Origin of the sequence: Microtetraspora sp. AC03309, assembly GCF_020826795.1 — a bacterium.
Lineage (GTDB): Bacteria > Actinomycetota > Actinomycetes > Streptosporangiales > Streptosporangiaceae > Microtetraspora > Microtetraspora glauca.
This window is the reverse complement of record NZ_JADDIL010000038.1, coordinates 38,869-61,648: the sequence shown is the minus strand read 5'-3', so window position 1 is coordinate 61,648 and position 22,780 is coordinate 38,869. Positions and strand designations below refer to the sequence as shown.

Annotated in this window: 23 protein-coding genes; 7 read left to right on the top strand and 16 right to left on the bottom strand. The window is 72.7% G+C overall.

Annotation, left to right across the window (positions count from 1 at the left end; all coding sequences use genetic code 11):
• The first annotated feature begins 2 nt into the window (after nucleotides 1-2).
• Nucleotides 3-638, top strand: a complete 636-nt coding sequence (locus IMZ11_RS22810; RefSeq protein WP_228644379.1) for a protein-L-isoaspartate O-methyltransferase — start codon at nucleotides 3-5, stop codon at nucleotides 636-638.
• On the opposite strand, the gene IMZ11_RS22805 is transcribed toward IMZ11_RS22810, so the two are convergent.
• The 7 genes from IMZ11_RS22805 to IMZ11_RS22775 form a co-directional block, all read right to left on the bottom strand.
• Nucleotides 626-1,993, bottom strand: a complete 1,368-nt coding sequence (locus IMZ11_RS22805; RefSeq protein WP_228644378.1) for an acyltransferase — start codon at nucleotides 1,991-1,993, stop codon at nucleotides 626-628. The two genes, IMZ11_RS22810 and IMZ11_RS22805, sit on opposite strands and share 13 nt — an antisense overlap.
• 121 nt (nucleotides 1,994-2,114) lie before the next feature.
• Nucleotides 2,115-2,960, bottom strand: a complete 846-nt coding sequence (locus IMZ11_RS22800; protein WP_228644377.1) for an acyl-ACP desaturase — start codon at nucleotides 2,958-2,960, stop codon at nucleotides 2,115-2,117.
• The gene (locus tag IMZ11_RS22795) at nucleotides 2,957-3,742 is read right to left on the bottom strand and encodes a ferritin-like domain-containing protein (protein ID WP_228644376.1); all 786 of its coding nucleotides are present in this window, start codon (nucleotides 3,740-3,742) and stop codon (nucleotides 2,957-2,959) included. The genes IMZ11_RS22800 and IMZ11_RS22795 overlap by 4 nt, the downstream gene beginning before the upstream one ends.
• On the bottom strand, nucleotides 3,739-4,218 hold the full coding sequence (locus IMZ11_RS22790) for a thioesterase family protein (protein WP_228644375.1): 480 nt from the start codon (nucleotides 4,216-4,218) through the stop codon (nucleotides 3,739-3,741). The genes IMZ11_RS22795 and IMZ11_RS22790 overlap by 4 nt, the downstream gene beginning before the upstream one ends.
• Complete coding sequence (locus tag IMZ11_RS22785) at nucleotides 4,211-5,911, bottom strand: acyl-CoA dehydrogenase family protein (RefSeq protein ID WP_228644374.1); 1,701 nt, start codon at nucleotides 5,909-5,911, stop codon at nucleotides 4,211-4,213. The genes IMZ11_RS22790 and IMZ11_RS22785 overlap by 8 nt, the downstream gene beginning before the upstream one ends.
• 28 nt (nucleotides 5,912-5,939) lie before the next feature.
• Nucleotides 5,940-7,643 carry an acyl-CoA dehydrogenase family protein gene (locus IMZ11_RS22780; protein WP_228644373.1) on the bottom strand — a complete coding sequence of 568 codons (1,704 nt, stop codon included), beginning with the start codon at nucleotides 7,641-7,643 and terminating at the stop codon, nucleotides 5,940-5,942.
• Entirely contained in the window at nucleotides 7,633-8,310 is a 678-nt protein-coding gene (locus IMZ11_RS22775; RefSeq protein WP_228644372.1) for a TetR/AcrR family transcriptional regulator, read from the bottom strand. Before IMZ11_RS22775 ends, IMZ11_RS22780 begins: the two co-directional genes overlap by 11 nt.
• A 179-nt stretch (nucleotides 8,311-8,489) precedes the next feature.
• On the opposite strand from IMZ11_RS22775, the gene IMZ11_RS22770 reads away from it, so the two are divergent.
• Entirely contained in the window at nucleotides 8,490-9,638 is a 1,149-nt protein-coding gene (locus IMZ11_RS22770) for an acyl-CoA dehydrogenase family protein (RefSeq protein WP_228644371.1), read from the top strand.
• 8 nt (nucleotides 9,639-9,646) lie between these two features.
• On the opposite strand, the gene IMZ11_RS22765 is transcribed toward IMZ11_RS22770, so the two are convergent.
• Both IMZ11_RS22765 and IMZ11_RS22760 read right to left on the bottom strand, forming a co-directional pair.
• Nucleotides 9,647-10,117 carry a flavin reductase family protein gene (locus IMZ11_RS22765; protein ID WP_061258897.1) on the bottom strand — a complete coding sequence of 157 codons (471 nt, stop codon included), beginning with the start codon at nucleotides 10,115-10,117 and terminating at the stop codon, nucleotides 9,647-9,649.
• Between the two features lie 9 nt (nucleotides 10,118-10,126).
• Nucleotides 10,127-11,350, bottom strand: coding sequence for a styrene monooxygenase/indole monooxygenase family protein (locus IMZ11_RS22760; protein WP_228644370.1), 1,224 nt, complete (start codon nucleotides 11,348-11,350; stop codon nucleotides 10,127-10,129).
• Nucleotides 11,351-11,660: 310 nt separating this feature from the next.
• On the opposite strand from IMZ11_RS22760, the gene IMZ11_RS45970 reads away from it, so the two are divergent.
• The 3 genes from IMZ11_RS45970 to IMZ11_RS22745 all read left to right on the top strand — a co-directional run bounded on the left by IMZ11_RS45970 (nucleotide 11,661) and on the right by IMZ11_RS22745 (nucleotide 14,049).
• Complete coding sequence (locus tag IMZ11_RS45970) at nucleotides 11,661-12,641, top strand: AraC family transcriptional regulator (protein WP_228644369.1); 981 nt, start codon at nucleotides 11,661-11,663, stop codon at nucleotides 12,639-12,641.
• Between the two features lie 91 nt (nucleotides 12,642-12,732).
• Nucleotides 12,733-13,305, top strand: a complete 573-nt coding sequence (locus IMZ11_RS22750) for a hypothetical protein (RefSeq protein ID WP_228644368.1) — start codon at nucleotides 12,733-12,735, stop codon at nucleotides 13,303-13,305.
• Nucleotides 13,306-13,566: 261 nt separating this feature from the next.
• Nucleotides 13,567-14,049, top strand: a complete 483-nt coding sequence (locus IMZ11_RS22745; RefSeq protein WP_228644367.1) for a molybdopterin-dependent oxidoreductase — start codon at nucleotides 13,567-13,569, stop codon at nucleotides 14,047-14,049.
• 101 nt (nucleotides 14,050-14,150) lie between these two features.
• On the opposite strand, the gene IMZ11_RS22740 is transcribed toward IMZ11_RS22745, so the two are convergent.
• From IMZ11_RS22740 to fepB, 7 genes are all read right to left on the bottom strand, one after another.
• Complete coding sequence (locus tag IMZ11_RS22740; RefSeq protein ID WP_228644366.1) at nucleotides 14,151-15,251, bottom strand: ABC transporter ATP-binding protein; 1,101 nt, start codon at nucleotides 15,249-15,251, stop codon at nucleotides 14,151-14,153.
• Nucleotides 15,248-16,090: an ABC transporter permease gene (locus tag IMZ11_RS22735; protein ID WP_061258892.1), complete on the bottom strand. Its 843-nt coding sequence runs from the start codon at nucleotides 16,088-16,090 to the stop codon at nucleotides 15,248-15,250. Before IMZ11_RS22735 ends, IMZ11_RS22740 begins: the two co-directional genes overlap by 4 nt.
• 6 nt (nucleotides 16,091-16,096) lie before the next feature.
• The gene (gene modA, locus IMZ11_RS22730; protein ID WP_228644365.1) at nucleotides 16,097-16,894 is read right to left on the bottom strand and encodes a molybdate ABC transporter substrate-binding protein; all 798 of its coding nucleotides are present in this window, start codon (nucleotides 16,892-16,894) and stop codon (nucleotides 16,097-16,099) included.
• 19 nt (nucleotides 16,895-16,913) lie between these two features.
• Nucleotides 16,914-17,327 (bottom strand): molybdopterin-binding protein, encoded by a 414-nt coding sequence (locus IMZ11_RS22725; RefSeq protein WP_228644364.1) that lies wholly within the window; start codon nucleotides 17,325-17,327, stop codon nucleotides 16,914-16,916.
• Nucleotides 17,328-17,538: 211 nt separating this feature from the next.
• Nucleotides 17,539-18,351 (bottom strand): siderophore-interacting protein, encoded by an 813-nt coding sequence (locus IMZ11_RS22720; protein ID WP_228644363.1) that lies wholly within the window; start codon nucleotides 18,349-18,351, stop codon nucleotides 17,539-17,541.
• On the bottom strand, nucleotides 18,348-19,628 hold the full coding sequence (gene fes, locus IMZ11_RS22715; protein ID WP_228644362.1) for an enterochelin esterase: 1,281 nt from the start codon (nucleotides 19,626-19,628) through the stop codon (nucleotides 18,348-18,350). The genes IMZ11_RS22720 and fes overlap by 4 nt, the downstream gene beginning before the upstream one ends.
• A complete protein-coding gene (fepB, locus tag IMZ11_RS22710; RefSeq protein ID WP_228644361.1) occupies nucleotides 19,628-20,638 on the bottom strand; it encodes a Fe2+-enterobactin ABC transporter substrate-binding protein in 1,011 nt (336 codons plus the stop codon). Before fepB ends, fes begins: the two co-directional genes overlap by 1 nt.
• A gap of 81 nt (nucleotides 20,639-20,719) precedes the next feature.
• Here fepB and IMZ11_RS22705 point away from each other — a divergent pair, with 81 nt between their 5' ends.
• Complete coding sequence (locus IMZ11_RS22705; protein ID WP_228644360.1) at nucleotides 20,720-21,715, top strand: iron chelate uptake ABC transporter family permease subunit; 996 nt, start codon at nucleotides 20,720-20,722, stop codon at nucleotides 21,713-21,715.
• Nucleotides 21,712-22,728 carry an iron chelate uptake ABC transporter family permease subunit gene (locus IMZ11_RS22700; RefSeq protein ID WP_228644359.1) on the top strand — a complete coding sequence of 339 codons (1,017 nt, stop codon included), beginning with the start codon at nucleotides 21,712-21,714 and terminating at the stop codon, nucleotides 22,726-22,728. The genes IMZ11_RS22705 and IMZ11_RS22700 overlap by 4 nt, the downstream gene beginning before the upstream one ends.
• Nucleotides 22,729-22,780 lie beyond the last annotated feature (52 nt).

Here is a 22,780-nt window from a genome sequence, read left to right as displayed (position 1 = left end):
TCGTGGCCGGTTCACCGGAAACACTGGAGCGGGCCCTGCGGGCGGAGGGCGTCCGCGACGCGCGCCTGCTCGACGCCGTGCGGGTGACCCCGCGGGCGGACTTCGTCCCGGCGGACGCGGTGTGGGCCGCCTACGACGACGTCCCCCTGCCGATCGGGCACGGCCAGGTGACCACGCAGCCCTCGCTGTCGGCGCGGATGATCGAAGGGCTCGGCCTTTCCGGTGCCGAGCACGTGCTCGAGATCGGTACGGGACTGGGCTTCCAGACGGCGCTGCTCGCGCGCCTGGCCGCCGACGTCGTGTCCATCGAGATGCGGCCCGGCTTCTCCGAGCAGGCCGGACGCAACCTCGCCCGCCACGGGATCGGCAACGTCGAGTTGCTCACCGGGGACGGCAGCTGCGGCGTGCCCGGCCGGGCCCCGTACGACGCCATCCTCGTGTCGGCCGCCTACCCCGAGGTTCCGGCGCCGCTCGCCGAGCAGCTCCGGGCCGGCGGCCGCCTGGTGCAGCCGATCGGGACGGGCGGGGAGGAGGAGGTCGTGCTGTTTGAGCGCACCCCCGCCGGGCTGGAGCGCCGCCAGGTCCTGACCCTGGCCAGGTTCGTCCGCCTCCACGGCCGGTACGGCTATCCGCCCTGACGCCGGCGCCGATCTCCTGACCCGGGACGGGTACGGGCGAACCGGAGGAGGGCCGCCCCGGCGAGGTAGACCAGCAGCATCTGTACGGGCGGCGCGCCCTGGCCCGCCAGGGCGGTGCCGAGGAGCCCGCCGATCACGGCCGCCGCGCCGGTGACGGTGGTCGCCGTGCGCAGGGCGCCGATTCGGCCGGTTCGCGCGGAGTCCGTTCCGGGGGACGGTCTCGCGCGCCGTTCGGTCCGGCCGAACACGGCGACGAGCAGGGTGAGGATCACGGCCAGGACGGCGAGCCAGGGAAGGCGGAGCAGGATCCATCCCGCCGAGCCCGTGGGCGGTTGCGGCAGCAGACCGGTGGGATAGAGGGCGAGTGCCGCGATCACGACCGCCGCCATGTGCCAGAGGAAGATCGTCATGATCGCGGAATTGACCGCCACCACGACCAGCCATGGGCGCGGCCGTGCGAGCCACCGGTTGCCGCGGTCGTGCAGGAGAAGGGCGAGCCCCGTCTGCGTGACGGCCAGGGCGAGCAGCGCGACCGTCGGCGGCGAGGTGTTCTGCAGCCGCTCGCCCGGGATCGCGACCATGCTGATCGGGTAGGGGCCGGCGACGGTGAGCGCCACGAGAGCCGCGAGGCCGCCTGCCGCCATCGGCAGTGCCACCGCGGGGCGGGCGGCCAGGCGTCCCTCCCGCCAGGCGATGCCGAGCTGGTGGACGGCCAGCCAGGCGAGGAGGAAGTTGGCCTGGCCGAGCACGGGCCGGCCGAGCAGCCGGGCGGCGTCGCCGAGACCGACCAGCACCACCAGCGCCACGGGTACGGCGAGGCCCGCGCGGCGGTCGAGCGCGAGCATCAGAGGCGTGAGGAAGACCGCGGCGAGATACACGACCAGGAACCACAGCGGCACGCAGGCGAGCCACACCGCCATTCCCACCGTCCTCGGGTCTGCGCCGAGCGTCCGGGCCAGGAGGGCCGCCGCGCCCACGGCGACGACGAGCGTCGTCGTGGGGGCGACCAGCCGGCCGGTCCGGCCGAGGAGCCAGCCCACGGCGGTGCCTCCCCGGCCGCGATACGCGTCCAGGGAGGCCGCGTTCGAGAACCCGCCCACCAGGAAGAAGATCGGCATGACTTGGAAAAGCCAGGTCAGCGGGCGCGCCCACGGCAGCACCTCCAGGGCGCTCTCGCCCCCGATCCGGTCGCGGTACGTCACCGAGACCAGCAGCCAGTGGCCGAGCACGACCATCGAGATCGCCACCGCGCGCAGCAGGTCCATGAGGCGGTCCCGCCGCGGCGGGGTGCCCTCGGCTGACCGCCTGAGCGCGCGAACGGCGCCGCGCGCGCGGCGAAGGAGCGCCTCGAACACGCGACCCCCCATCATCCGCCCTCAGAGACCTGACCTGCCCCGAATCGTCAGGGTCTAGTGCCCCGGCAGGGCAGGTCCGCCCGGAGTTCGACGGGAGCGGCTCCAGGGGAGACGGCGTCGCTCAGCCGGACCAGCGGTCCCGCGCGGCCCGATCGTCCAGTCCCCAGTACCTGAGCAGCGGCTCGACGACCTCGGTGCGGAAGACCTTCAGGTTGCTGATCCCGGTGTCCCAGATCAGCGCCTTGCGCTGCTCGTAGTCGGGCAGCACGGTCACGGGCTCGCGGAATCCCATGAGCCCGCGGTGCACGACCGTCGCCAGTTCGGGCCGCTGGTGCAGCGCGAGCCTGACCGCGTCCCGGTAGAAGGCCAGATGGAGCGACTCGTCGGCCTGGACGCGGCGCAGCAGGTCGGCCAGCAACGGATCGGCGACCACGCGGGCGAGCCGCGCGTAGAACACCCGCGTCGACAGCTCCTGGATGGAGGTGTAGACCATGATCTCGAACGGGTCCGTGGCCGGCGCGGGGCGTCCGGCGCGCAGCATCGTCGTCTTGGCGTCGAGCATCGGTCCCGGCGGGACGGCCTGATCCATCAGCAGATAGATCTCGAAGGCCCGGCCGTGCTGGTCCTCCTCCGCCACCCACCGCCGGAAGAAGTCGGCCAGCAGGGGATGCCCCCGTCCGAGGTGGCCGTAGAGGTTCTCGGCGTACCACGGCAGGTTGGTCTCGCCCAGGTAGGCGGTCTCCAGGGCCCTGGCATGGTCGGGGTGCAGCGGGCCCGCGCCCGCGGCCCAGGCGGCGCGCACGGACGTGAGATCCACCGGCCCGTCACCCAGCCGGCGGGCCATCCCGTCCAGCCGGCGCTCCTGCATCCGCTGGACGAGGTCCTCGTACGTCCACGGGGAGCGCGCCTGGTCGTGCCGTTCCAGGAGCCGGGCGAGGTGCTTCTCCAGGGGGTCGAAGTCGATCACGCTCGGACCTGCTTTCTCAGGATCGCGAAATCGGCGGGCGTGGAGATGGGAAGGCCGGCGATGTCGCCGAAGAGCGAGCAGACGGCGCGGGCCTCGCGCTCGGGGTCCACCCAGCGGCGGTGCAGCTCCGCCATCGCCTCCGCGGTCTCGGCCTCCTGGTAGTTCTCCGCGGCCGGGTTGGCGTCCGCGAGGCCGCCGTCGGGGTCGCACCACAACTGCCCGACGCGCAGGAGCACGGGCACCGCGGTGCCGGGATCGGCCGCGGCGAGCTTGCGCGCGTAGTGCGCGAAGCCCTGGGCGTGCCGTCCCTCGTCGCCCGCGATCTTCTTGAGCAGCGCGGCGAGCACCGGCTCCTCGCAGGCCGCGGCCATGGCCCCGTACAGGCGGCAGGTCCGGACCTCGCCGAGCACGTTGACCGCGAGCGTCGCCATCGCCGGAGGATCTCCCAGCTCCGGTCGCGTGAGCTCGGGGACCATGCCCTCCGCGTCCCTGCCCGCGGCCTCGGCCCACTGCCGCAGGAGGAGATGGTGGCGGACCTCCTCGGCGAACCAGATCGACAACCAGGCGGTCAGATCCGCGTCGTGCCGGAAGATCCGGACCAGGTCGAGGATCGCGGGGATGGAGGAGAACTCGGTGCGGGCCAGCACGACGAGGCCGTCCACCATGTCACCGTCGATCTTCCCGCGGTCGATCTCGCTGAACGGCGGAAGGTCCCGGGTGGGAGACCACCGGACCCGCTCGTGCTTGTAGAAGAGCTCGTCGAAGTCGAGGACGCCGGTCATCCCGCACCTCCGTCTCCGGCGGCGACGCCGAGGGCACCGAGGGCGTCGAGAGGGCCGAACGCGTCGTGGGCGGCCGGCGACAGGCCGGCGAGATAGGCGCGCGGGTCGGGGATGAGCGTGCGGGAGCGCAGGTCGAGCAGGCCGCACACGCTCTCCATCTCGGCCGCGAGCGTGCCGTCTTCGGACAGGAACGCCTGGCGCAGCACGAAGGTACGCCGGTGCGGTTCCGCCCACTCGTACGCGACGGTGGTCCGGATCGTCTGGCCCGCTCGCACCTCCCGGTGGTATCTGATGGTCGACTCCAGCAGGACCGGCCCGACCCCGCCCGCGCGCAGGTCCTCGGGCAGCACGCCGAGCGAGCGCAGATGGCACCACCGCGCGTGCTCGGCGTACGAGTGGTAGACCGCCGAGTTGAGGTGCCCCTGCCCGTCGATGTCGTGGAACCGCACGTCGATCGGCACGGCGTACTCATCCATGCAGAGCCTCCGCTTCGAGCGCGGAGGCGTCGACCGCCGCTCCGCTGACCAACCCGGGGAACGCGGTCAGCAGCGCCAGATCCGGCGGCTCCGGCTCCGCCGCCCACGTCCTGCCGTGGCGCCGGGCGAGTACGGCGAGGCGCGCGTCACCGCCTCGCAGGTCCTCGTCGGCGTCGACGGCGAGCAGTCCCGCCGCCAGGACGTGCAGGCACCTCTCGGCGAGCCCGCGCAGCGCCAGTTGGGCCTCGTCGGGCGGAAGCGCCTCCCAGAGCGCCAGCTCCCGCGCCCATGCCTCGGCCTTCTCGCGTACGGCCGCCCCGAGCGGCCCGGAGACCGCGGCCGACGGCTCCGTCAGCGCCTCGACCAGCGCCGGACCCGATCCCGTACGGCGAAGCGCCCGCGCGAAGTCGAGCAGCATGATGTTGCCGCTGCCCTCCCAGATGGACAGCAGGTGGGCGTCCCTGACCATCCGCGCGTTGGGCCAGTCCTCGATGTAGCCGTTGCCGCCCCGCACCTCCATCGCTTCGTGGCAGGCCCACTGCGCCTGCCGCGCCGTGTGGTACTTGATCAGGGGAGTGAGGGTGCGGAGCAGCACCCCGGCCACCGGGTCGCCGGCGTCGGAGCGCTGCAGGAGCCCGGCCGCGTAGAAGGCCAGCCGGGTGGACGTCTCGGCCGCGAGGGTGAGCTCGGCGAGCACCTCGCGCATCAGCGGGTGATCAGAGAGCCGCCTGCCGAACGCCGCCCGGCCCGTCGCGTGCTCGCGCGCCTCCAGATACGCGCGATGGACGAGCGCCGCGGCGACCACCGCGTTGGCGACCCTGGTCTGGTTCAGCATCTCCGTCATCTGCCGGAAGCCCACCCCCGGACCGCCGACCAGCTCGGCGGCCGCTCCGGTGAACGTCACCTCTCCTGAGGCGAGGCCGCGCGTGCCGAGCTTGTCCTTGAGCCGGTTGATCACGTACGCGTTCCGCGATCCGTCGTCCAGGGTGCGCCGGACCAGGAACAGGGCGAGACCGTCGGTGCCGGGGCCGGCGCCGCGCGGGCGGGCCAGGGTGAGGATGAGGTCCGCCTGGCAGTTGGAGCAGAACCACTTGTCGCCGTGCAACCGCCACGTGCCGTCGGAGTCGGGGCGCGCCTCGACCTCGTTCACGCCCACGTCGGACCCGCCGGCCTTCTCGGTGAGGAACATCGCCGCCTGCCACGCGGTCCCGTCCGTCGCCGTGAGCCGGGGCAGGTATCTCTCCGCCAGTTCGGGCGCGTACAGCCGTAGGACGCGGGCCAGGACGTCCGTCATGGTCAGGCCGGTCACGACGTTGCGGTCGGCGTGGGCGAGCAGGAAGAACAGGGCCTGCTTGGCCACCTCGGGGGCGCGGCCCGGCCAGCCGAGCACACCCTCGCGATGGGACATGGCGGCGATGCCGAACCGCCGGTAGGCCACGTCGACCACACCGTCCCAGGCGGGATGGAACTCGATCTCGTCGATCCGCGCGCCGCGCTTGTCGTAGGGACGTAATCGCGGACCGTGCCGGTCGGCGGTGGCGGCGAGCTCGTCGAGGGGACCGGCGACGAGCTCGCCGATGCCGGCGCAGTGCTCGGCCGCCCACCGCGCCGCGTCGCCGTCCAGCAGGCGGCGCAGGATCCGGGGGAGTACAGGGCTGGCGGTGAAGGGGTTCAGCCCGACGGTGTCGGGCATCGATCGGGGCGGTGGGAGATCCGACATGTCATTCCAATCCGAGTAACCTCGCCTTTTCGTGCGCTGCGGGGAATGTCAGGGGACGCGCCGTGAAGATCTCCAGCGCGATGGCGGTGCGTTCGTCGCCGAGCGCGGTGAGCGCCCAGCCCGCCTGGGCGGCCAGCAGCGCCGCCTGGTAGGTACGGGCCATGCCCAGCGCCAGCTCGCGGGCCGCCGCGGGGTCCGGCTCGCGCGAGGCGAGGTCCCGGGCCGCGGCCCGGATGATCCGCGCGGCGGCCTCGGTCCGGAGATGCGGGTGGAGGGTGAGCTGCTTCTCGACGTCGTCCCGGTACGCGGCGGCGACCTCGGGGTCGCCCAGCGCCCGCATCACGTCGAGCGCGAGGACGTTCGTCGTGCCCTCCCAGATGGACTGCACCTGCACGTCGCGCAGGACCTGCGGGATGCCGGTGTCCTCCAGGTAGCCGGCGCCGCCGAACGATTCGAGCAGCTCCGAGCAGGCCCGCACGCCCTGGCGGGCGGTCGACATCTTGGCGAGCGGCACGACGACCCGGGCCAGCCGCGTGTCGTCCCCCCTGTCGTCCCCCCTGTCGTCCCCCCTGTCGTCCCGCGCGTCGTCCCGCGCGTCGTCGGCGCGGGCCTCCTGCCGGCCGACCAGCTGCGCGGCGCGCAGAGCCATCTGCACCATGGCCTCGTACTCGGCCGAGATCTCGGCGAGCCAGCCGTAGTGCAGGGGCGACTCCTCCAGGAGGCCACCGCGCACCACACGCCGGCGGGCGTAGTCGCGGGCGAGCTGGAGCAGGTGGCCGGTCGCGCCCGGTCCGGCCTGGGCCGACGCCATGCGGGCGACGTGCAGCACGGACGCGACCTTGGCGATGCCGCCGCCGATCCCGCCCACGGGTACGGCCACCGCGCCGTCCAGGTCGAGCTCCGCCGTGGGGAGCCCGCGGGTGCCGTACTTGTCCTTCAGGCGGCGCACGCGCAGGCCGTTCCAGCCGCCGTCCGGCCCGCGCAGCTCCAGCGCGAACAGGGACAGGCCGCGGCTGCCGGGCTCGGCGTTCACGGGGCGCGCCAGGGCGACGGCGACGTCCGCGGTGGTCGCCGAGGTGAACCACTTGGTCCCGCGGAGCGACCAGGTGCCGTCGCCGAGAGGCGTCGCGACGGTCGCGGAGCGCGACAGGTCCGAGCCGCCCTCCTTCTCGGTCATCCACTGGCCGGACGTCCAACCGCCGATCCGTTCGGTCAGCAGCGGGGCATATCTGGCAGCCAGCTCCGCGTCATGGTCGCGCAGGCACGCCACGGCCCCGTCACTCATGGCGAGCGGGCACAGCGCCGTCGCGGTGACGGCCTGCGCGATCTGGTACAGGGCGGCCTGCACCACCCGGCCGTGGGGTCCGTACGTCTCCTCGTAGGGGATCGCCACCGCGCCGAGGCCCTGCAGGAGCTTCACCAGCTCCGTCCAGGCGGGGTCGATCTCGATCCGGTCGACCCGCCTGCCCCACGCGTCGTAGGGCACGTGCCTGGGCGGGTTCGCCTCCGCCCTGGCCGCCAGGGGCGCCAGCTCGGTCGCGCAGCGCTCGGCGGCGTGCTCCAGGTCCGCCGCCGCCTTCTCGAAGACGTCGGCCGGGAGGACGCGCCGTACCGCGTGGCGCAGCACCCGGTCCGCCTTCCACCGGTTGGCGAGCCGCGGCGCCGCCTGGACGAACGGGTCGATCTCGAACTGCTCAGCCGACATCGGCGGTCACTCCAGTCACGTTCAGCGCCAGCTTCGTCACATTCGCGATCAGCGACTCGTCGTCGCCGTGATCGTGCTCCGGAGCCAGCGGGCCGACGAGGCATTCGGCCACCGCGCCCACCAGCGCGGCGCCCGTCAGCTCCGGGTTCTGAGGGGGGAGCTCCCCGGCGGCCACGCCCTCGCGGACCAGGCCGGCGAACAGGTCACGGTAGCGCCGCCGGTACTCCAGCCTGGCCGCGTCGACGGAGGGGTCCACCGGCTCCGCGATCAGCGCGTAGGCGAGGCGGCGCCCGTCCAGCGCGCGGCGGGCGAACGTCGCGATGACGCGCGCGAGGCGCTCCCGCACCCCGCCGTCCGATGCCGCCACAGGGGCCGCCACAGGGGCCGCCACAGGGGCCGCCACAGGGGCCGCCACAGGGGCCGCCACCGAGGCCAGCACACCGAGCTCGTGGCCGGAGGCACGCTCGAAGACCTCGGTGAGGAGGTCTCCCCTCGACGAGAAGTGCCGGTAGATGCCTCCGGCCGACAGGCCGGCGCGTTCGGCTACGGCGGACACGCTGGCCGCCTCGAAGCCGCTCTCCGCGACCACCGCCCAGGCCGCCGAGACGATTCGCTCGCGCACTTCGGCGAGTCGCCGCTCGGTCTTCTCCGTACGCCGGTAGGCCATGCCAAGCAGTGAATCGTGATTTGCAGCTTCGGTCAAGAGGCGGCTTCGGCGGGCGAACGGTCTCCGGGCACGAGGGCGCGCGCGAATCCCCGCGCGAATCCCTCGCGCGAACCCGGGAAGGTGTTCACCATGGCGCAGGCCTCCCCCGCGGCCTTCGCCGACGGGAAGGAGCGAGGCCGATGCGGCGCAGACTGTTCGAGAGCGAGCACGAGGCGTTCAGGGAGAGCTTCCGGCGCTTCCTCGGCAAGGAGGTCGTCCCGCGCCATCGGGAGTGGGAGCGCGCGGGCATCGTGCCGCGCGAGCTGTTCCTCGCGGCCGGCGCGCGCGGCTTCCTCGGCATGGCCGTCCCCGAGGAGTACGGCGGGGGAGGAGTGGACGACTTCCGCTTCAACGTGGTGATCGGCGAGGAGGTGCAGCGGGCCGGTGTCGCCTCAGCCGGGCTGGGGCTCACGCTCCACAACGACATCTGCCTGCCGTACTTCCTGGCCTACTGCACCGAGGAGCAGAAAGCACGCTGGCTGCCCGGCGTCGCGGCAGGCGAACTGATCACCGCGATCGCGATGACCGAGCCCGGGATCGGCTCCGACCTGGCGGGCATGACGACGACCGCGCTGCGCGACGGCGGCGACTACGTCGTCAACGGCGCCAAGACGTTCATCACCAACGGGATCAACGCCGACCTGGTCATCACCGCCGCCAAGACCGATCCCGCCCGGCGGCACGACGGCATCAGCCTGCTCGTCCTGGAGCGCGGGATGACCGGCTTCGAGCGCGGCCGCAACCTCGACAAACTCGGGCTGCACGGCCAGGACACCGCCGAGATGTCCTTCGACGGCGTGCGCGTGCCCGCCGCCAACCTGCTCGGTGAGGAGGGGAACGGCTTCCGCGAACTGGTGGCCAACCTTCCCCAGGAGCGGCTCAGCATCGCGGTCGCCGCCGTCGCGGCCGCGCGCGCGGCGCTGGAGTGGACCCTCGCGTACGTCAAGGAACGGCACGCCTTCGGCCGGCCGATCGGCGCCTTCCAGAACACCAGGTTCCGGCTCGCGGAGATCGCCACCGAGATCGACCTCGCCTGCCACTACGTGGACGACTGCGTACGCGCTCTGGGGGAGGGCGAGCTCACCGCGGAGGACGCCGCCAAGGCGAAGTGGTGGTGCACCGAGCTGCAGGGACGGGTCGTCGACACGTGCCTGCAGCTCCACGGCGGCTACGGCTACATGGAGGAGTATCCGATCGCGCGGGCCTACGCCGACGCCCGGATCACCCGCGTCTACGGAGGAACCACCGAGATCATGAAGGAGATCGTCGGCCGGTCGCTGGGTCTGTGAGGCCGCGCTCACGCGCACACCGACAGCGCACGGTACCTCCCCGAGTGGAAGACCAGCGGTTCGCCTCCCTGCCGTTCGAACTGCTCGACCTCGCCCACGAAGATGCGGTGGTCGCCGCCGTCGTGGGCCGTCAGCGTCCGGCACGCGAAGTACGCCACGGTCCCGGGGAGGACCGGCAGGCCGGAGCGGGTGAGGCGGGTCTCCACGCCGGCGAACTTGTCCGGCAACGGCGTCGCGAACCGCTGGGACAGCTCGTCCTGGTCCGCCGCCAGGATGTTGACCACGAACCGGCCCGCCCGGCGGAACACCGGCTCGCTCGGCGCCCGGAGCGACAGGCACCACAGGACCAGCGGCGGGTCGAGCGAGACCGAGGTGAAGGAGTTGACGGTGACCCCGGCCCGCTCCCCGCACGGGGTGGCGGTCGTGACCACCGCCACCCCGGTCGCGAACTGCCCGAGGGCGTCACGCAGGGATCTCATGACCGCCCCTCACCCGCCGAATCGGTCCAGGTACGCACGGGCCCCGGCGGGGTCCATGAACCAGTCGGCGAAGTCCCGCGGGTCGTCGAACCCGTTGACGAAGCGGGAGGCCACCTCCGGCAGACCGCCCGCCGCGCCCAGGAGTTCGAGCACGTGCGGCGGCGGGGGCGCGAGCAGGGCGTTCGTCCACGCCGTGGCGTGCGAGGCGTCCGCCCAGTAGCGCTCGAAGGTCCGCTCCATCCAGGCCGCGTCGTACGGCTCCTCGCCGCGCTCCAGGATCGACTCCAGGTAGGAGGCGGCGCACTTGGCGGCGTTGTTGGAGCCCTGCCCGGTGATGGGGTCGTTGAGCACGACCACGTCGGCCACGCCGAGCACCGCCGCGCCCGAGGGCAGCGCGGCGACCGGCCTGCGGACGGTCGGGGCGAACCTCCCCGCCAGGACGCCGAGCTCGTCGGTGAGCTCCACCCCGGCGCAGCGCTCGGCCTCCCACGGCAGGAAGGTGTCCAGGATCCACCGGCTCCTGGCCAGGTGCTCCGCGGGGGTGCGCACGTCGGCCCAGCAGTCCATCGGCCCGCCCGGAATCCCCTCGAACACCATGATCTGGCACGGGCCCGTGACGGTCAGCGCGGGGAAGACGAAGTACTCGCCCACCCCCGGCACCAGGTTGAAGCACACCGCGGAGTAGTCGGGCCGCGGCGCGAGCCCGGTGACGTAGGTGAGGGCGAGCGCCCGCTGCGGGGCGTCGTACGGCGAGCGCGCCGGGTCCCGCTCGAACAGCGAGGCGATCGGCCCCTTGCCCGCGGCGACGAGGACCAGGTCGTACTGCGCGGCGTAGGTCTCCAGGTCGGCGGGCGCCGCGTCATGGATGATGATCTTGCCGCCCAGTCGTTCGACCTCCGCCAGCCAGGCCGGCATCTTGAGCCGCTGGTCCACCGAGCGGGCGGGGGCGCGCAGCCGCGCCGCCCAGTCGATCGCCCGGCCGCCGTCCGGGCCGGGGACCGTGAACTGGATCCCCTCGATCGGGGGGCAGGCGTCGCCCCACGAATCGAGGCCGAGGGCACGTTCGTGGGCGAGAGCCGTACCGAACATGGCCTGGCTGGACATCACCCGGCCACCGGCGATGTCCTCCGGCGTCCGGTTGGAGACGACCGTGACGTCGTAACCGTTCCGCAGGAGGCCGAGAGCGAGATGCAGGCCGGACTGCCCGGCCCCGACGATCAGGATTCTGCGCATGGTGGGCGTTTTCCTTTCTGAAGTCGACCTGTTCAGAAAGTACGGTCCGTGACGGCGCGCTGACCATCCGCTGAGCGCGGATGTCATCCACCTGGCGCGGACATCACCCCGAAGACCACCTTGGACATGACCCTGAACATCACCCTGAACATCACCCTGAACATCACCCTGACGTCACTCTGACGGGACCCGGACCTCACCGGGCCATCATCCCTCGGTGACGACGAGACGAATTTGCGATTCCGCCTGGACGGGTGCACCGTGATCCGTCACCATGTCGGCGTCAGTCCGACGTGCGGCGGGAGCGTCGATGCGTGAACGGATCCTGCTCGAAAACCGGGCCGTCTTCGCCAGTGATGATCTGGATGAGGTCCGTGACCTGGTCGGACGGGTGTTCTGCCCGCACCGGCTGGACCTGACCGGCGGCCCGGCGCCGCTGTCCGCGCGTTTCAACTCGGCCCAGCTCGGGTCCATCCGGGTGAGCTACCTGGACTACGCGGCCGACGTCCACATAGAGCCGGGCGAACTGGAGTCCTTCTACCTGGTGCAGGTGCCCCTCGCGGGACGCAGCCTGATCAGGTGCGGGGGACAGGAGATCGTGTCGACGCCGGACCTGGCCTCGCTTCCGTCACCGACGGAACACCTGGACATGCGCTGGGCGGCCGGCTGTCCCCAGCTGATCGTGAAATTCGACCGCGCCGCCGTGGAGCACACGCTGGAGCAGATGCTCGGCGAGCGGCTCGACCGGCCGCTCGTCTTCGACCTGGGGCTGGACATGACCACGGGACAGGCGCGGGCGTGGCGCGCGATGGCCGACCTGCTCGTCCGGGAGGCCGAGCACGGCGACGGGTTGGCGGGGCAGCCGCTCGCCATGGCGCACCTGGAGAACGCGCTGCTCGCCTCGCTGCTGACGATGCAGCCGTCCACCTACTCGGCCCGGCTGAACGCGCCGGTGCCGCCCGCGTTGCCCAAGGTGGTGCGCCGGGCCATGGAGTTCATCGACGAGCACGCCGGCCACCCGCTGAGCACCGACGACGTGGCGCGGGCCGTGGCGGTCAGTAGCCGTTCGCTCCAGGAGGGGTTCCGCCGCCACCTGGGTCTGACCCCGATGGCGCACCTCAGGGACGTCCGCCTGGCCCGGGTCCACGAGGAGCTCAGGGCGGGCGACCCGGCCCGGTGCACCGTGACCACGGTGGCCGCCCGCTGGGGGTTCCTGCATCAGGGCCGGTTCGCCGCGGCCTACCGCGCCCGGTACGGCCAGGCCCCCTCGGTGACCCTCCGCGGACGCTGAACGAGCCGCCGGGGCCTCCCGGAGGCTGCTCGATGTGGTGGTTCGTCGCCTGGCCGTGACTTCGGGACCACCTGTACAGCAGAGTGGACGCGTGCGTAGTCGTATCGCCGTAGCCGCCGTAGCCGCCGTACTGACCGGTGTGACCGCCGCGTGTACGTCCGGCGACCTGTCAACGAGGCGAGAGGCCGCATCCTCGCCCCCTCCCGCGGCCTCCGCGACGGTGCGGTGTGACGAGGCGATCGGCGGGGGACAGGCGCCCTCCGACGACCTGCAGGTCGTCGGCGATGCCGTGGCCCTGCCGACGAGCAAGAGCAGGGCGCAGGCCCTGCAGGCGGCCGAGGCGGAGTTGCCCGGCGGGGGTTCGGGATGGTTCGCCAAGCAGGGCCTGCTCGTGCGGCGTGGACGACATGTCGAGGTGACGGTGCCGGAGGGCCTGACCGGCCGGTTGTGGCTGGTATGGGGCAGCCCGGGGTCGCCAGGTGCGCGTGTGGTGGTGGACCGTTGTGAATCGGGCGACGAATGGATCGCCTTCGCCGGGGGGTACATCGTCCGCGAGGCCGGATGCCTTCCGATTCGGGTCCGAGTCGACGGCGGTGGGGTGCACGAGGTGCTCATCGGCGTCGGCGCACCGTGTCGAGGGCAGAAGCCCGCTCCCCGGGTCTGATGATCCGGTTCCCGTGGACGTCGGGGAACGCCTCTCGGGTGTCGGTCAGGTGACGCTCCCTTCCCGCGCGGGGGCACGGGCGGCGGCCGGCTCTCCATCAGTACAGTCGCGATTCGGCAGATAAGAGCAAAATATGCTGATCGCCTTGGTATTTGCGAGGGATAAAAGAGATGTAGGTCGCATATGAGTGTCATCTGGTCAAGCGATGGGAAGGCAGAGGTCAAGCGATCGCGCACACGCGGTACGAGGCGAGGAGGAGCCGTGCGGCCCACGTCGATCGACCCCGCCGGGAGTGCCCGTCCCGAGGGGCGGATGCGCCTGTCGGGTGACGTACGGACACCCGTCGTGCTCACCGTCGCCGAGCTGCGGGCGTTGCCGCAGCGCGAGGTGGTGGTGAGCTTCGAATGCCGCACCTCCGGGCCGCGGCGGCATCGCTTCACCGGGCCGTTGCTCATCGCCGTCGCCCGGGCGGCGCAGCCGTTCTTCGATCCGTCCGAACGCAAGGACCGGCTGCGGTTCCTCATCTCGGTGCTGGGGCGCGACGGCCACAACGCGGTGCTGTCCTGGGGCGAGATCGACCCCGAGTTCGGTGACACCGAGGCGCTGCTGGCGGTGTCCATGGACGGAGCGGCTCTCGACGATCAGGGCCCGCACCTGGTGGTGCCGGGTGACCGGTGCGGAGGCAGGCACATCAGCCGGATCGCCGAGGTGAGGATCTGTGCCTCCGGCCGCCTGTGGGGATAGGCCGTGTCAGTGGCCGTGTCAGTGGCCGTGTCAGTGGCCGTGGCACGGGCCGCCGAGGCAGATCGCGTTGCAGTCGTGAGGGCCGTCCGGTGGGTCGCCGGTCATGCCGGATATCCGTGGGTCTCAGTGGCCTTGACCGCGGCCCAGATCCGCCGGCCGGGGGTGAGGTCGAGCTCGGCGACGGCGGCGGGGGTGACGTCGGCGAACGCGGTGATCGGGCCGTCGAGGTGGACGCGGACGTTGTCGCCGTGCCGTTCGATGCCCTCGATGCGGGCCTGCCACAGGTTGCGCGGGCTGCCGTCAGGGCGGGATCGGTAGAGGGCGACCGCGGCGGGGGAGAAGGCGACGAACGCGGGTCCGTCGAGCTGTTCCGCGAAGCTGAACAGCAGCTCGTCGACCTTGACCTGCTGCCCGGAGGCGAGGCCGCGGTAGAGGTTGAGGCCGACCAGGCGGGCGACGTAGTCGGTGCGCGGACGGCGGGCCACTGCCGCGGGGGCGCCCTGCTGGACGACCGTGCCGTTCTCGACGACGACGAGGCGGTCGGCCAGCACCATGGCGTCGAGCGGGTCGTGGGTGACCAGGACGGTGGCGCCGTCGAAGCCGGCCAGGTGGCGGCGCAGCTGGGAGCGGACCTCCAGGCGGGTGTGCGCGTCGAGCGCGGCGAGCGGTTCGTCCAGCAGCAGCAGGCGGGGCCGTACGGCCAGCGCCCGCGCGAGGGCGACGCGCTGCGCCTGCCCGCCCGAGAGCTGCCGGGGCCGGGCGGCGGCGTGCTCGGAGAGGCCGACCCGCTCCAGCAGGGCGGCGGCGACGCGCCGGGCCTCGGCCTTGGCGACACCCTGGCAGCGGAGGCCGAAGGCCACGTTGTCGAGGGCGGACAGGTGCGGGAAGAGCAGGTAGTCCTGGAAGACCATCCCGATCGGGCGTCGCTCGGCGGGGAGGGTGTGCAGCGGCCGGCCGTCGAGAGTGATGTGCCCGCCCGCGGACAGGGCGGTGAGCCCGGCGAGGGCGCGCAGCGCGGTGGTCTTGCCCGCGCCGTTGGGGCCGAGCAGGGCGACGACCTCTCCGGCGGCGACGTCGAGCTCGATGTCCAGGGCGAAGGCGGGCCGGGTGACGACCAGGCGGGCGCGCAGGCCGCGCTGCCCGGACTCGGGCCCGGACTCGGGCGGGGACGCGGGCACGGGCGGGAACGTCGGCCGCGTCATGGACTGGTCACCCACCTGTCGCGCAGGCCGGCCAGGATGACCAGGGAGACGGCGAGCAGGACGAGGCTGAGCACGATGGCGGCCTCGGGCTCCGTCTCCAGCGCGAGGTAGACCGCCAGCGGCATGGTCCGGGTGCTGCCGGGGAAGTTGCCGGCGAACGTGATGGTGGCGCCGAACTCGCCCAGCGCCCTGGCCCAGCACAGCACGGCTCCGGCGACGATGCCCGGGGCGATGAGCGGCAGGGTGACGCGGCGGAAGACCGTCCAGCGCGAGGCGCCCAGCGTGGCGGCGGCCTCCTCGAACCGCTGATCCGTGGCGCGGAGCGCGCCCTCGACGCTGATGACGAGGAACGGCATCGCCACGAACGCCTCGGCGAGCACGACGCCCGCGGTGGTGAAGGGCAGTGAGATTCCGAACGTGGCGTCCAGCCACTGGCCGACCAGGCCGCGACGACCCAGGACCAGCAGCAGCGCGACGCCCCCGACGACCGGGGGCAGCACCAGCGGCACGGTGATCAGCGCCCGCACCAGGCGCCGGCCGGGGAAGGACACCCTGGCCAGCAGCCAGGCGAGCGGCACACCCAGCAGCAGGCACACCAGCGTGGCCACGGTCGCGGTCACCAACGACAGCCGCAGCGCCTCCAGCACCTGCGGCTCGGCCAGCCGCTGGAACAGCGTCGACCAGGGAGCCCGGATCAGCAACCCGGCGAACGGCAGCACCAGGAAGGCCAGCCCGAGCACGCCGGGCACCACCAGGGCCCAGGGCAGGCGGCCGGTGACCGCGCCTCGCCCGGGGCGGTCCGCGAAGCCCCGGGCGGGTGACGGCGTGGTGGAGGTCATCGCGGATCAGGGCGCTTCGAAGCCGGCCTTGATGAGCACGTCCCTGCCCTGCTGCGACAGCACCAGGTCGACGAACTGCTTGGCCAGGTCACCCGCGGGAGCCTTGGACAGGGTCGCGATCGGGTAGTCGTTGATCGCCTTCTCGGCCTCGGGGAACGCGATGCCGTTCACCTTGCCCCCCGAGGCGATCACGTCGGTCGTGTAGACCAGGGCGGCGTCGACCTCGCCGAGTTCGACCTTGGTGAGGGTGGCCTTGACGTCCTGCTCCAGGGTGACCGGCGTGACCTTCAGTCCCGCGGCGTCCAGCGCCTTGACCGCGGCGGCGCCGCAGGGCACCTGCTCGGCGCAGAGCGCGACCTTCACCTTCGGATCGGTCAGGTCGCCGAGCGCGTCCACCTTGGCCGGGTTGCCGGCCGGGACGGCGATCTGCAACTTGTTGCGGACGAACGTCGTCGGCGCGCTCGCCAGCGAGGCGTCGGTCACCGTCTTCATCGTGGCCGGGCTGGCGGCCGCGAACACGTCGGCCGGCGCCCCCTGGGTGATCTGCTGCGCGAGCGTCGCGCTGGAGCCGAAGTTGAACCTCACCGACGTGCCCGGATGGGCGGCCTCGAACGTCTTGCCGAGCTCGGTGAACGTGCCGGTCAGCGACGCGGCCGCGAACACCGTCACCGTCGTGGCTCCGCCGCCGGACGCGGGGTCGGCCGCCGCGGGCGTGCCCGGCTCGCTGGAACCGCAGCCGGCCACGCCCGCGAGCGCGACGGCGAGGGGGAGCGCGACGGCCCACCGGGAAAGACGCCTGAACACCAAGGGGCTCCTTATCGCTTCATTGCTGGGTCACCACACGCGCGTGGTCGGGGATCTCCACGACGACGTTGGTGGACTTGATCACGGCGATCGCCACCACACCCACCTCCAGGCGCAGCTCGTCGGCGGCCTGGCGGCTCATCAGCGACACCACGCGGTACGGCCCCGCGGCGATCTCCACCTGGGCCATCACCGCGTCCTTGATCACCTCGGTGACGATCCCGCGGAAGCGGTTACGCGCCGAGGAGTGGCCTGAGCCGTTCCCCGCCTCGATCTGTGCCCGGGCGAACGCGGCGAGGTCGGCGCCGTCCACCCGACGGTGGCCGTGCTCGTCCCGCTCGGCCGTCAACCGGCCCGCGTCCACCCATCGACGGACGGTGTCGGAGCTGACTCCGAGCAAGGCGGCAGCCTCGCTGATCCCGAACGTCGTCACAAGCAATCACCTTACTTCGCATAATCAAGCCTGAATACCCGTTTCCTGCCGCAGCAGCGCATCGGTTTGCCGTATCGCCATGGCATCCACGAGGCTGCGAGGCGCGTGACGAGCACTTTCCCCGCCGCGGCCACTGTGGCAGACGACTATGACAGTCGCGGCCGTCTCGCCGCGATCGACCGAACGATCTCGGGGGCTCTCCGCGGGCCGGTCACTCGGCGTCGTCGTCCTCGTGGTGGTCGTGGTCGGCCGTCCCGCGTTTCCAGTAGCCGTCGACGTCGACCTGCTCCTTCGCCAGGCCGCGCTCACGGCGCAGGTGGCGGCGGATCGGCTTGAGCGTCGTCGCCTCGCCCGCGATCCAGGCGAAGCCGACGCCAGGCGGGAGATCGACGGCGCGGATCGCCCGCTCCAGGAGGTCGCTCGTCCCCGGCGCCGCGTCGCCGCGGTGCAGCCAGGTCAGCGACAGGTCGGCCGCCGTGGCGAGGTCCTGCTCCTCCTCCGGCCCGGCGACCTCGGCGAACGCGATGACCCTCGCCCCGGCGGGCAGCGTCTCCAGCCAGCGGCCCAGCGCCGGGATCGCGGTCTCCTCCGCCGCCAGCAGATACCAGTCGTGGGTCAGCGGCGGCACGTGGGAGCCGCGCGGGCCGAGCACGCCCAGCCGCATGCCGGGCTCGGCCCGCGCGGCCCAGGACGAGCCGACGCCGTCGCCGTGCACGACCATGTCCACGTCCAGTTCGAGGGCGTCCGGCCGGTGATGGCGGATCGTGTAGTCACGCGTGATGGGCGCGACGGGGCCGTCCACCCAGGCGTCGTTCTCGATCACCGGTGCGACCGGCAGCTCGGCTCCGGGTTCGGCGAAGCACAGCTTCACGTGGTCGGTGGGCGCCGACGACCTGAAGCCGGCCAGCGCCTCGCCGCCCAGCGTGACCCGCACCGTGCTCGGCGTGATCCGCACGACCCGCCTCACCTCAAGCAGCCGGTAGACCAGCGGGTGACGGACGATCGTGGTGCGCGGGAGGGTCATGCCTCTGCGGTCCTCTCAGGATGGTCTCGGGTGATCCGGCGCAGGGCCTCGGGAAGGGCGACCCGCCAGCACAGGGCGTCGTGGCCGCCGTTGTACTCGTGATAGTCATGCTCGTACCCCCTGGCCGCGAGTACATCGCGCAGGTGGCGGGTGGGGGCGAGCAACGCCCATTCCTGCGACCCCACGTCGAGGTGGAAGCGCACGGGCAGGCGCGGGCAGCGGGCCAGCTCCCGCGTCAGCCAGGCGGGCTCGGCTCCCGGCGCGGCGGCGTTCGGCCACCAGAACGAGCCCGACAGCGAGATGACCCTGTCGAACCTGTCCGGCGCGAGGTAGGCCGCGTACGCCGCGGTCAGCCCGCCCAGGCTGGCCCCGCCGATGATCGCGGGCCCGCTGCCGCGAGGCACCAGTTCCTCGGTGAGGAAGCGGGTGAACGGCTCATGGCAGGCCAGCTCGCGCACACGGGTCGCCGTGTCCACGTTGCCGGGCATGATCGCCCGCAGCGGGGGCACGGCCCCCGCCGCGATGAGATTGTCCAGCACGGTGGCGATCCATCCCGACTCCGCCCACTCCTCGCCGTCCAGCAACACCAGTACGCCTTCGGAGTGGACGGGCGGTTCGTAGGTCCACACCGTCCGCTCGTCGCCCAGGATCGCGCTGGCGAACCTCCGCTCGGTGAGCGTCCCCTTGGGGACGTCGCGGGGCGCGGACCAGATGTCGGGCGGCGCGTCGGGCAGTTCGACGACCGAGCCGTCCTGGGAGGCCCGGCGGTTGAGCGGGTCGGGAACGGCGTTCGCCAGACCCTGGCTCCAGCGGCGGATCGCGGCCCTGGGCGCCGGGGAGCCCGCCGAGATCATCCGCAGCGCCACCGGCCCGTCCGTCTCGGGGGCGAGGGGGTCGCCCGGGGCCAGGCGATAGGTCGCGCGCCAGTCCGAGCGCATCACGTAGCCCCTGTGCCAGATGTCGGTGCCCTCGACGCGCTCCATGAGGGAGGCGTCCAGCACGCTGGGGTCGGTCACCTTGTTGACCATGACCAGTACGTCGGGCGCCTCGCCCCGCCACAGGAAGGTGACGATCCGGTGGCCGGGCTCGCCGGGGGCCTCCTCCACGAGGGGCGTTCCTCGCGTCCCGGCCGTACGCCAGAAGTCGTCGGCCGCCGAGGGGTCGCCCCGCCGTACGGACTCGACCAGGGCGGAGACCAGCGGCCCGGTGGCGGTCCTCGGCGGGGACGGGCGCGGCACCTGCGGCGGGACGGTGCGCGGGTCGGGCAGGGAAGGCATCACTGGCCCTTGAAGAACCCGGCCACGCGGTCCACCACGTTGGTGGCGCTGTAGTAGTCGAGGCGGAAGGAGTCCAGGCCCAGGTCGTACAGGCGCTTGTCCTTCACGGCGGGCAGGTCGCGCCAGAGCGGCTTGGCGGCGGCGGCGTCGATGTCCTTCCGGGTGTGGCTGACGAAGAAGAGGGAGGCGTCGCCGAACGCCTTGGTGACGTTCTCGGTGGCGACGGGCACCATGTCGGCGCGCGCGCCGCCCTCGTTCTGGTCGGCGGTGGTCTCCAGGCCGGGGGGCAGTTCGCGCACCTTCAGGCCGAGGGAGGTCAGGAGCTGGCCCTGCGCCGAGACGGGGGTGAAGACGGGGATCTCGGTGGGGTTGACCCGCAGCAGCGCGATCTCCTGCTCCGGCGCCTTGATGGCGGCCTTGACCTCGGAGACGTGCTGGTCGTAGCCCTGGATGACCTTGGCGGCGCCGGCCTCCAGGCCGATGGCCGTGCCGATCTTGGTGGTCAGGTCCTGCCAGGAGAGGTTGTCGTAGCGGTAGATGAGCGTGGGCGCGATCTCGCTGAGCCGGTCGTACACCTTGGACGCGTCGTCGGCGCCGGAGGCCGAGCCGACGATCAGGTCGGGCCGCAGCCCGGCGATCTTCTCCAGCGCCGGTTCGAAGCCCTTGTAGGCCACCTGCACCCCGCGCTCGACGGCGACGTCGGCCCACTGGGAGAAGAAGCCGTTGGAGTCCACGATCGGGGAGGGCGGGGTGGCCTGGCTGGCGATCAGCGGCGCCTCCATGGCCAGCAGGTGGCCGGTCAGCGTCACGCTGACCGAGACGATCCGCTGGGGCTTGGCCGGCACCTCCGTGGTCCCGCCGTCATGCCGGACCGAACGCCCGGCGCCGGAGGACGCGGGGGCCGCCGCGGCCTCGTCCCGCGTCTCGCCCCCTCCTGATCCGCACGCGGTGACACCGGCGAGGGCGATGGCAGCGGCCAGTACGGCGGCGGCCCGGCGGGTGAAGGACATGGGTACTCCTCATGTAGGTAAAAATTAGGTAAGGCGAACCTTAGTTCATTAAGGCAAGGCTTACCTAATAAGGTCCCCCCTATGATGAAGAAACGGGCCGTCGGCCTCGTCCTCTCCCTGCTGGCGCTCGGCGCCGCGGTGATGGCGAGCCTGGCCGTCGGGGCGCAGTCGATCCCGTTCGACGAGGTGTGGCGGGCGCTGTGGCACGGGGGCGGCTCGGAGCACGCCGTCGTGGTCAGAGAGCTGCGCCTGCCCCGCACCCTTCTCGGCCTGGGCGTGGGAGCCGCGCTCGGTCTGGCGGGCGCGCTGGTCCAGGCGCTGACCAGGAACCCCCTGGGCGACCCCGGGCTGCTCGGCGTCAACGCGGGAGCCTCCGCCGCCGTGGTGGTCGCCATCGCCTTCCTCGGCATCACCACGCCGCTGTCCTACGTCTGGTTCGCCTTCGCCGGAGCGCTGGGCGCCGCGGTCGCGGTGTACGCCCTGGGCTCACGCGGCAGGGGAGGCGCCACACCGGTACGGCTGGCACTGGCCGGCACCGCGGTCGGAGCCGCGCTCCAGGCGCTGGTCTCCGGCATCGTCATGGTGGACCTGAACGCCTTCGACAAGTTCCGCTTCTGGGCGGTGGGCTCGCTGTCGGGGCGCGACCTGAACGTGCTGGCCGAACTGCTGCCCTTCCTCGCCGTCGGGATCGTCCTGGCGCTGGCGCTGGCCAGGCCGCTCAACAGCATGGCGCTGGGCGACGACGTCGCGCGGGCGCTCGGGGTGCGGCTGACCCGTACCCGGGTGCTCGGCGCGGTCGCGGTGGTCCTGCTGTGCGGCTCGGCGACCGCGTCCGTGGGGCCGCTGATGTTCGTCGGCCTGGCCGTGCCGCATCTGGCCAGGGCCGTCACCGGGCCCGACCAGCGGTGGCTGATGCCGTACTCGGTGGTGCTGGCCGCGGTGCTGCTGCTCGCGGCCGACGTGGTGGCCCGGTTGGTCGCCTGGCCGGGAGAGCTGGAGGTCGGCCTGGTCACCGCGTTCCTCGGAGCCCCCGTGCTCATCGCCCTCGTCCGCGGCGTAAGGATGGCCTCGCTGTGAACACCACCGTACGGACAGGTCCGATCTCCCTGCGCCTGCGCCCCCGCGCGGTGGTCGCGGGCACGCTCGTCGCCGTCGCCGTCATCGTGGCCGCGATCCTCGCCGTCGGCACGGGAGACGTCCGGATCGCGCCGGGCGAGGTGATCCGCACCCTGTTCGGGCAGGGTGACCGCGCCACCGAGTACGTCGTGCTGAAGCTCCGCCTGCCGCGCGCGCTCACCGCGATCATGGTGGGTGCGGCGCTCGGCGTCAGCGGCGCGGTCTTCCAGAGCCTGGCGCGCAACCCCCTCGGCAGCCCCGACGTGGTCGGCTTCACCACGGGGGCGGCCACGGGCGCGATCGTGCAGATCCTCGTCATCGGCGGCGGCCCCCTGCTGCTGGCGGGCTCGGCCGTCGGCGGGGGCGTGCTCACCGCCGCGCTGGTCTACGTCCTGGCGTACCGGCGGGGCGTGCAGGGCTACCGGCTGGTGCTGGTCGGCATCGGGGTCAGCGCCATGCTGGTCTCGGTCAACTCCTTCCTGATCACGCGGGCCGAGGTCACCGAGGCGCAGCGTGCCAACGCCTGGCTGTTCGGCAGCCTGAACGGCCGGAGCTGGGAGCACGTCGGGATGATCGCCGCCGCGCTCGCGCTCGTCCTGCCCGTGCTCGCCGCCGCCGCGCGCAACCTGCCGCTGCTCGAACTCGGCGACGACGCGGCGAAGGGCCTCGGAGTGCCGGTCGAGCGGGTACGGCTGACGCTCATGGTCACCGCGGTCGCGCTGTGCTCGGTCGCCACCGCCTCGGTCGGGCTGATCGAGTTCGTCGCCCTCACCGCGCCGCAGATCGCCCGCCGCCTGACGCGCTCCCCGGGACCGGGGCTGGTCGCCTCGGGGTTGACGGGCGGCCTGGTGCTGCTCGGGTCGGACGTGGTCGCCCAGCGCCTCACCGACGGCCAGGTGCCGGTGGGTGTGGTGACCGCCGCGCTGGGCGGCTGCTACCTGGCCTGGCTGCTGACCCGCGAACGCCGGGACTGAGCGAAGCCGGACCCGGACCCCGGACTCGACCCGGAGCGGGCCGGGGGAGCGG

Bases quoted from the DNA above. Each gene is read 5' to 3' on its own strand.
- IMZ11_RS22795 (WP_228644376.1), bottom strand. From the start codon at position 3,742: ATGACCGGCGTCCTCGACTTCGACGAGCTCTTCTACAAGCACGAGCGG.
- IMZ11_RS22790 (WP_228644375.1), bottom strand. From the start codon at position 4,218: ATGGATGAGTACGCCGTGCCGATCGACGTGCGGTTCCACGACATCGAC.
- IMZ11_RS22785 (WP_228644374.1), bottom strand. From the start codon at position 5,911: ATGCCCGACACCGTCGGGCTGAACCCCTTCACCGCCAGCCCTGTACTC.
- IMZ11_RS22780 (WP_228644373.1), bottom strand. From the start codon at position 7,643: ATGTCGGCTGAGCAGTTCGAGATCGACCCGTTCGTCCAGGCGGCGCCG.
- IMZ11_RS22775 (WP_228644372.1), bottom strand. From the start codon at position 8,310: ATGGCCTACCGGCGTACGGAGAAGACCGAGCGGCGACTCGCCGAAGTG.
- IMZ11_RS22770 (WP_228644371.1), top strand. From the start codon at position 8,490: ATGCGGCGCAGACTGTTCGAGAGCGAGCACGAGGCGTTCAGGGAGAGC.
- IMZ11_RS22765 (WP_061258897.1), bottom strand. From the start codon at position 10,117: ATGAGATCCCTGCGTGACGCCCTCGGGCAGTTCGCGACCGGGGTGGCG.
- IMZ11_RS22760 (WP_228644370.1), bottom strand. From the start codon at position 11,350: ATGCGCAGAATCCTGATCGTCGGGGCCGGGCAGTCCGGCCTGCATCTC.
- IMZ11_RS45970 (WP_228644369.1), top strand. From the start codon at position 11,661: ATGCGTGAACGGATCCTGCTCGAAAACCGGGCCGTCTTCGCCAGTGAT.
- IMZ11_RS22740 (WP_228644366.1), bottom strand. From the start codon at position 15,251: ATGACGCGGCCGACGTTCCCGCCCGTGCCCGCGTCCCCGCCCGAGTCC.
- IMZ11_RS22735 (WP_061258892.1), bottom strand. From the start codon at position 16,090: ATGACCTCCACCACGCCGTCACCCGCCCGGGGCTTCGCGGACCGCCCC.
- IMZ11_RS22720 (WP_228644363.1), bottom strand. From the start codon at position 18,351: ATGACCCTCCCGCGCACCACGATCGTCCGTCACCCGCTGGTCTACCGG.
- fes (WP_228644362.1), bottom strand. From the start codon at position 19,628: ATGCCTTCCCTGCCCGACCCGCGCACCGTCCCGCCGCAGGTGCCGCGC.
- fepB (WP_228644361.1), bottom strand. From the start codon at position 20,638: ATGTCCTTCACCCGCCGGGCCGCCGCCGTACTGGCCGCTGCCATCGCC.
- IMZ11_RS22705 (WP_228644360.1), top strand. From the start codon at position 20,720: ATGATGAAGAAACGGGCCGTCGGCCTCGTCCTCTCCCTGCTGGCGCTC.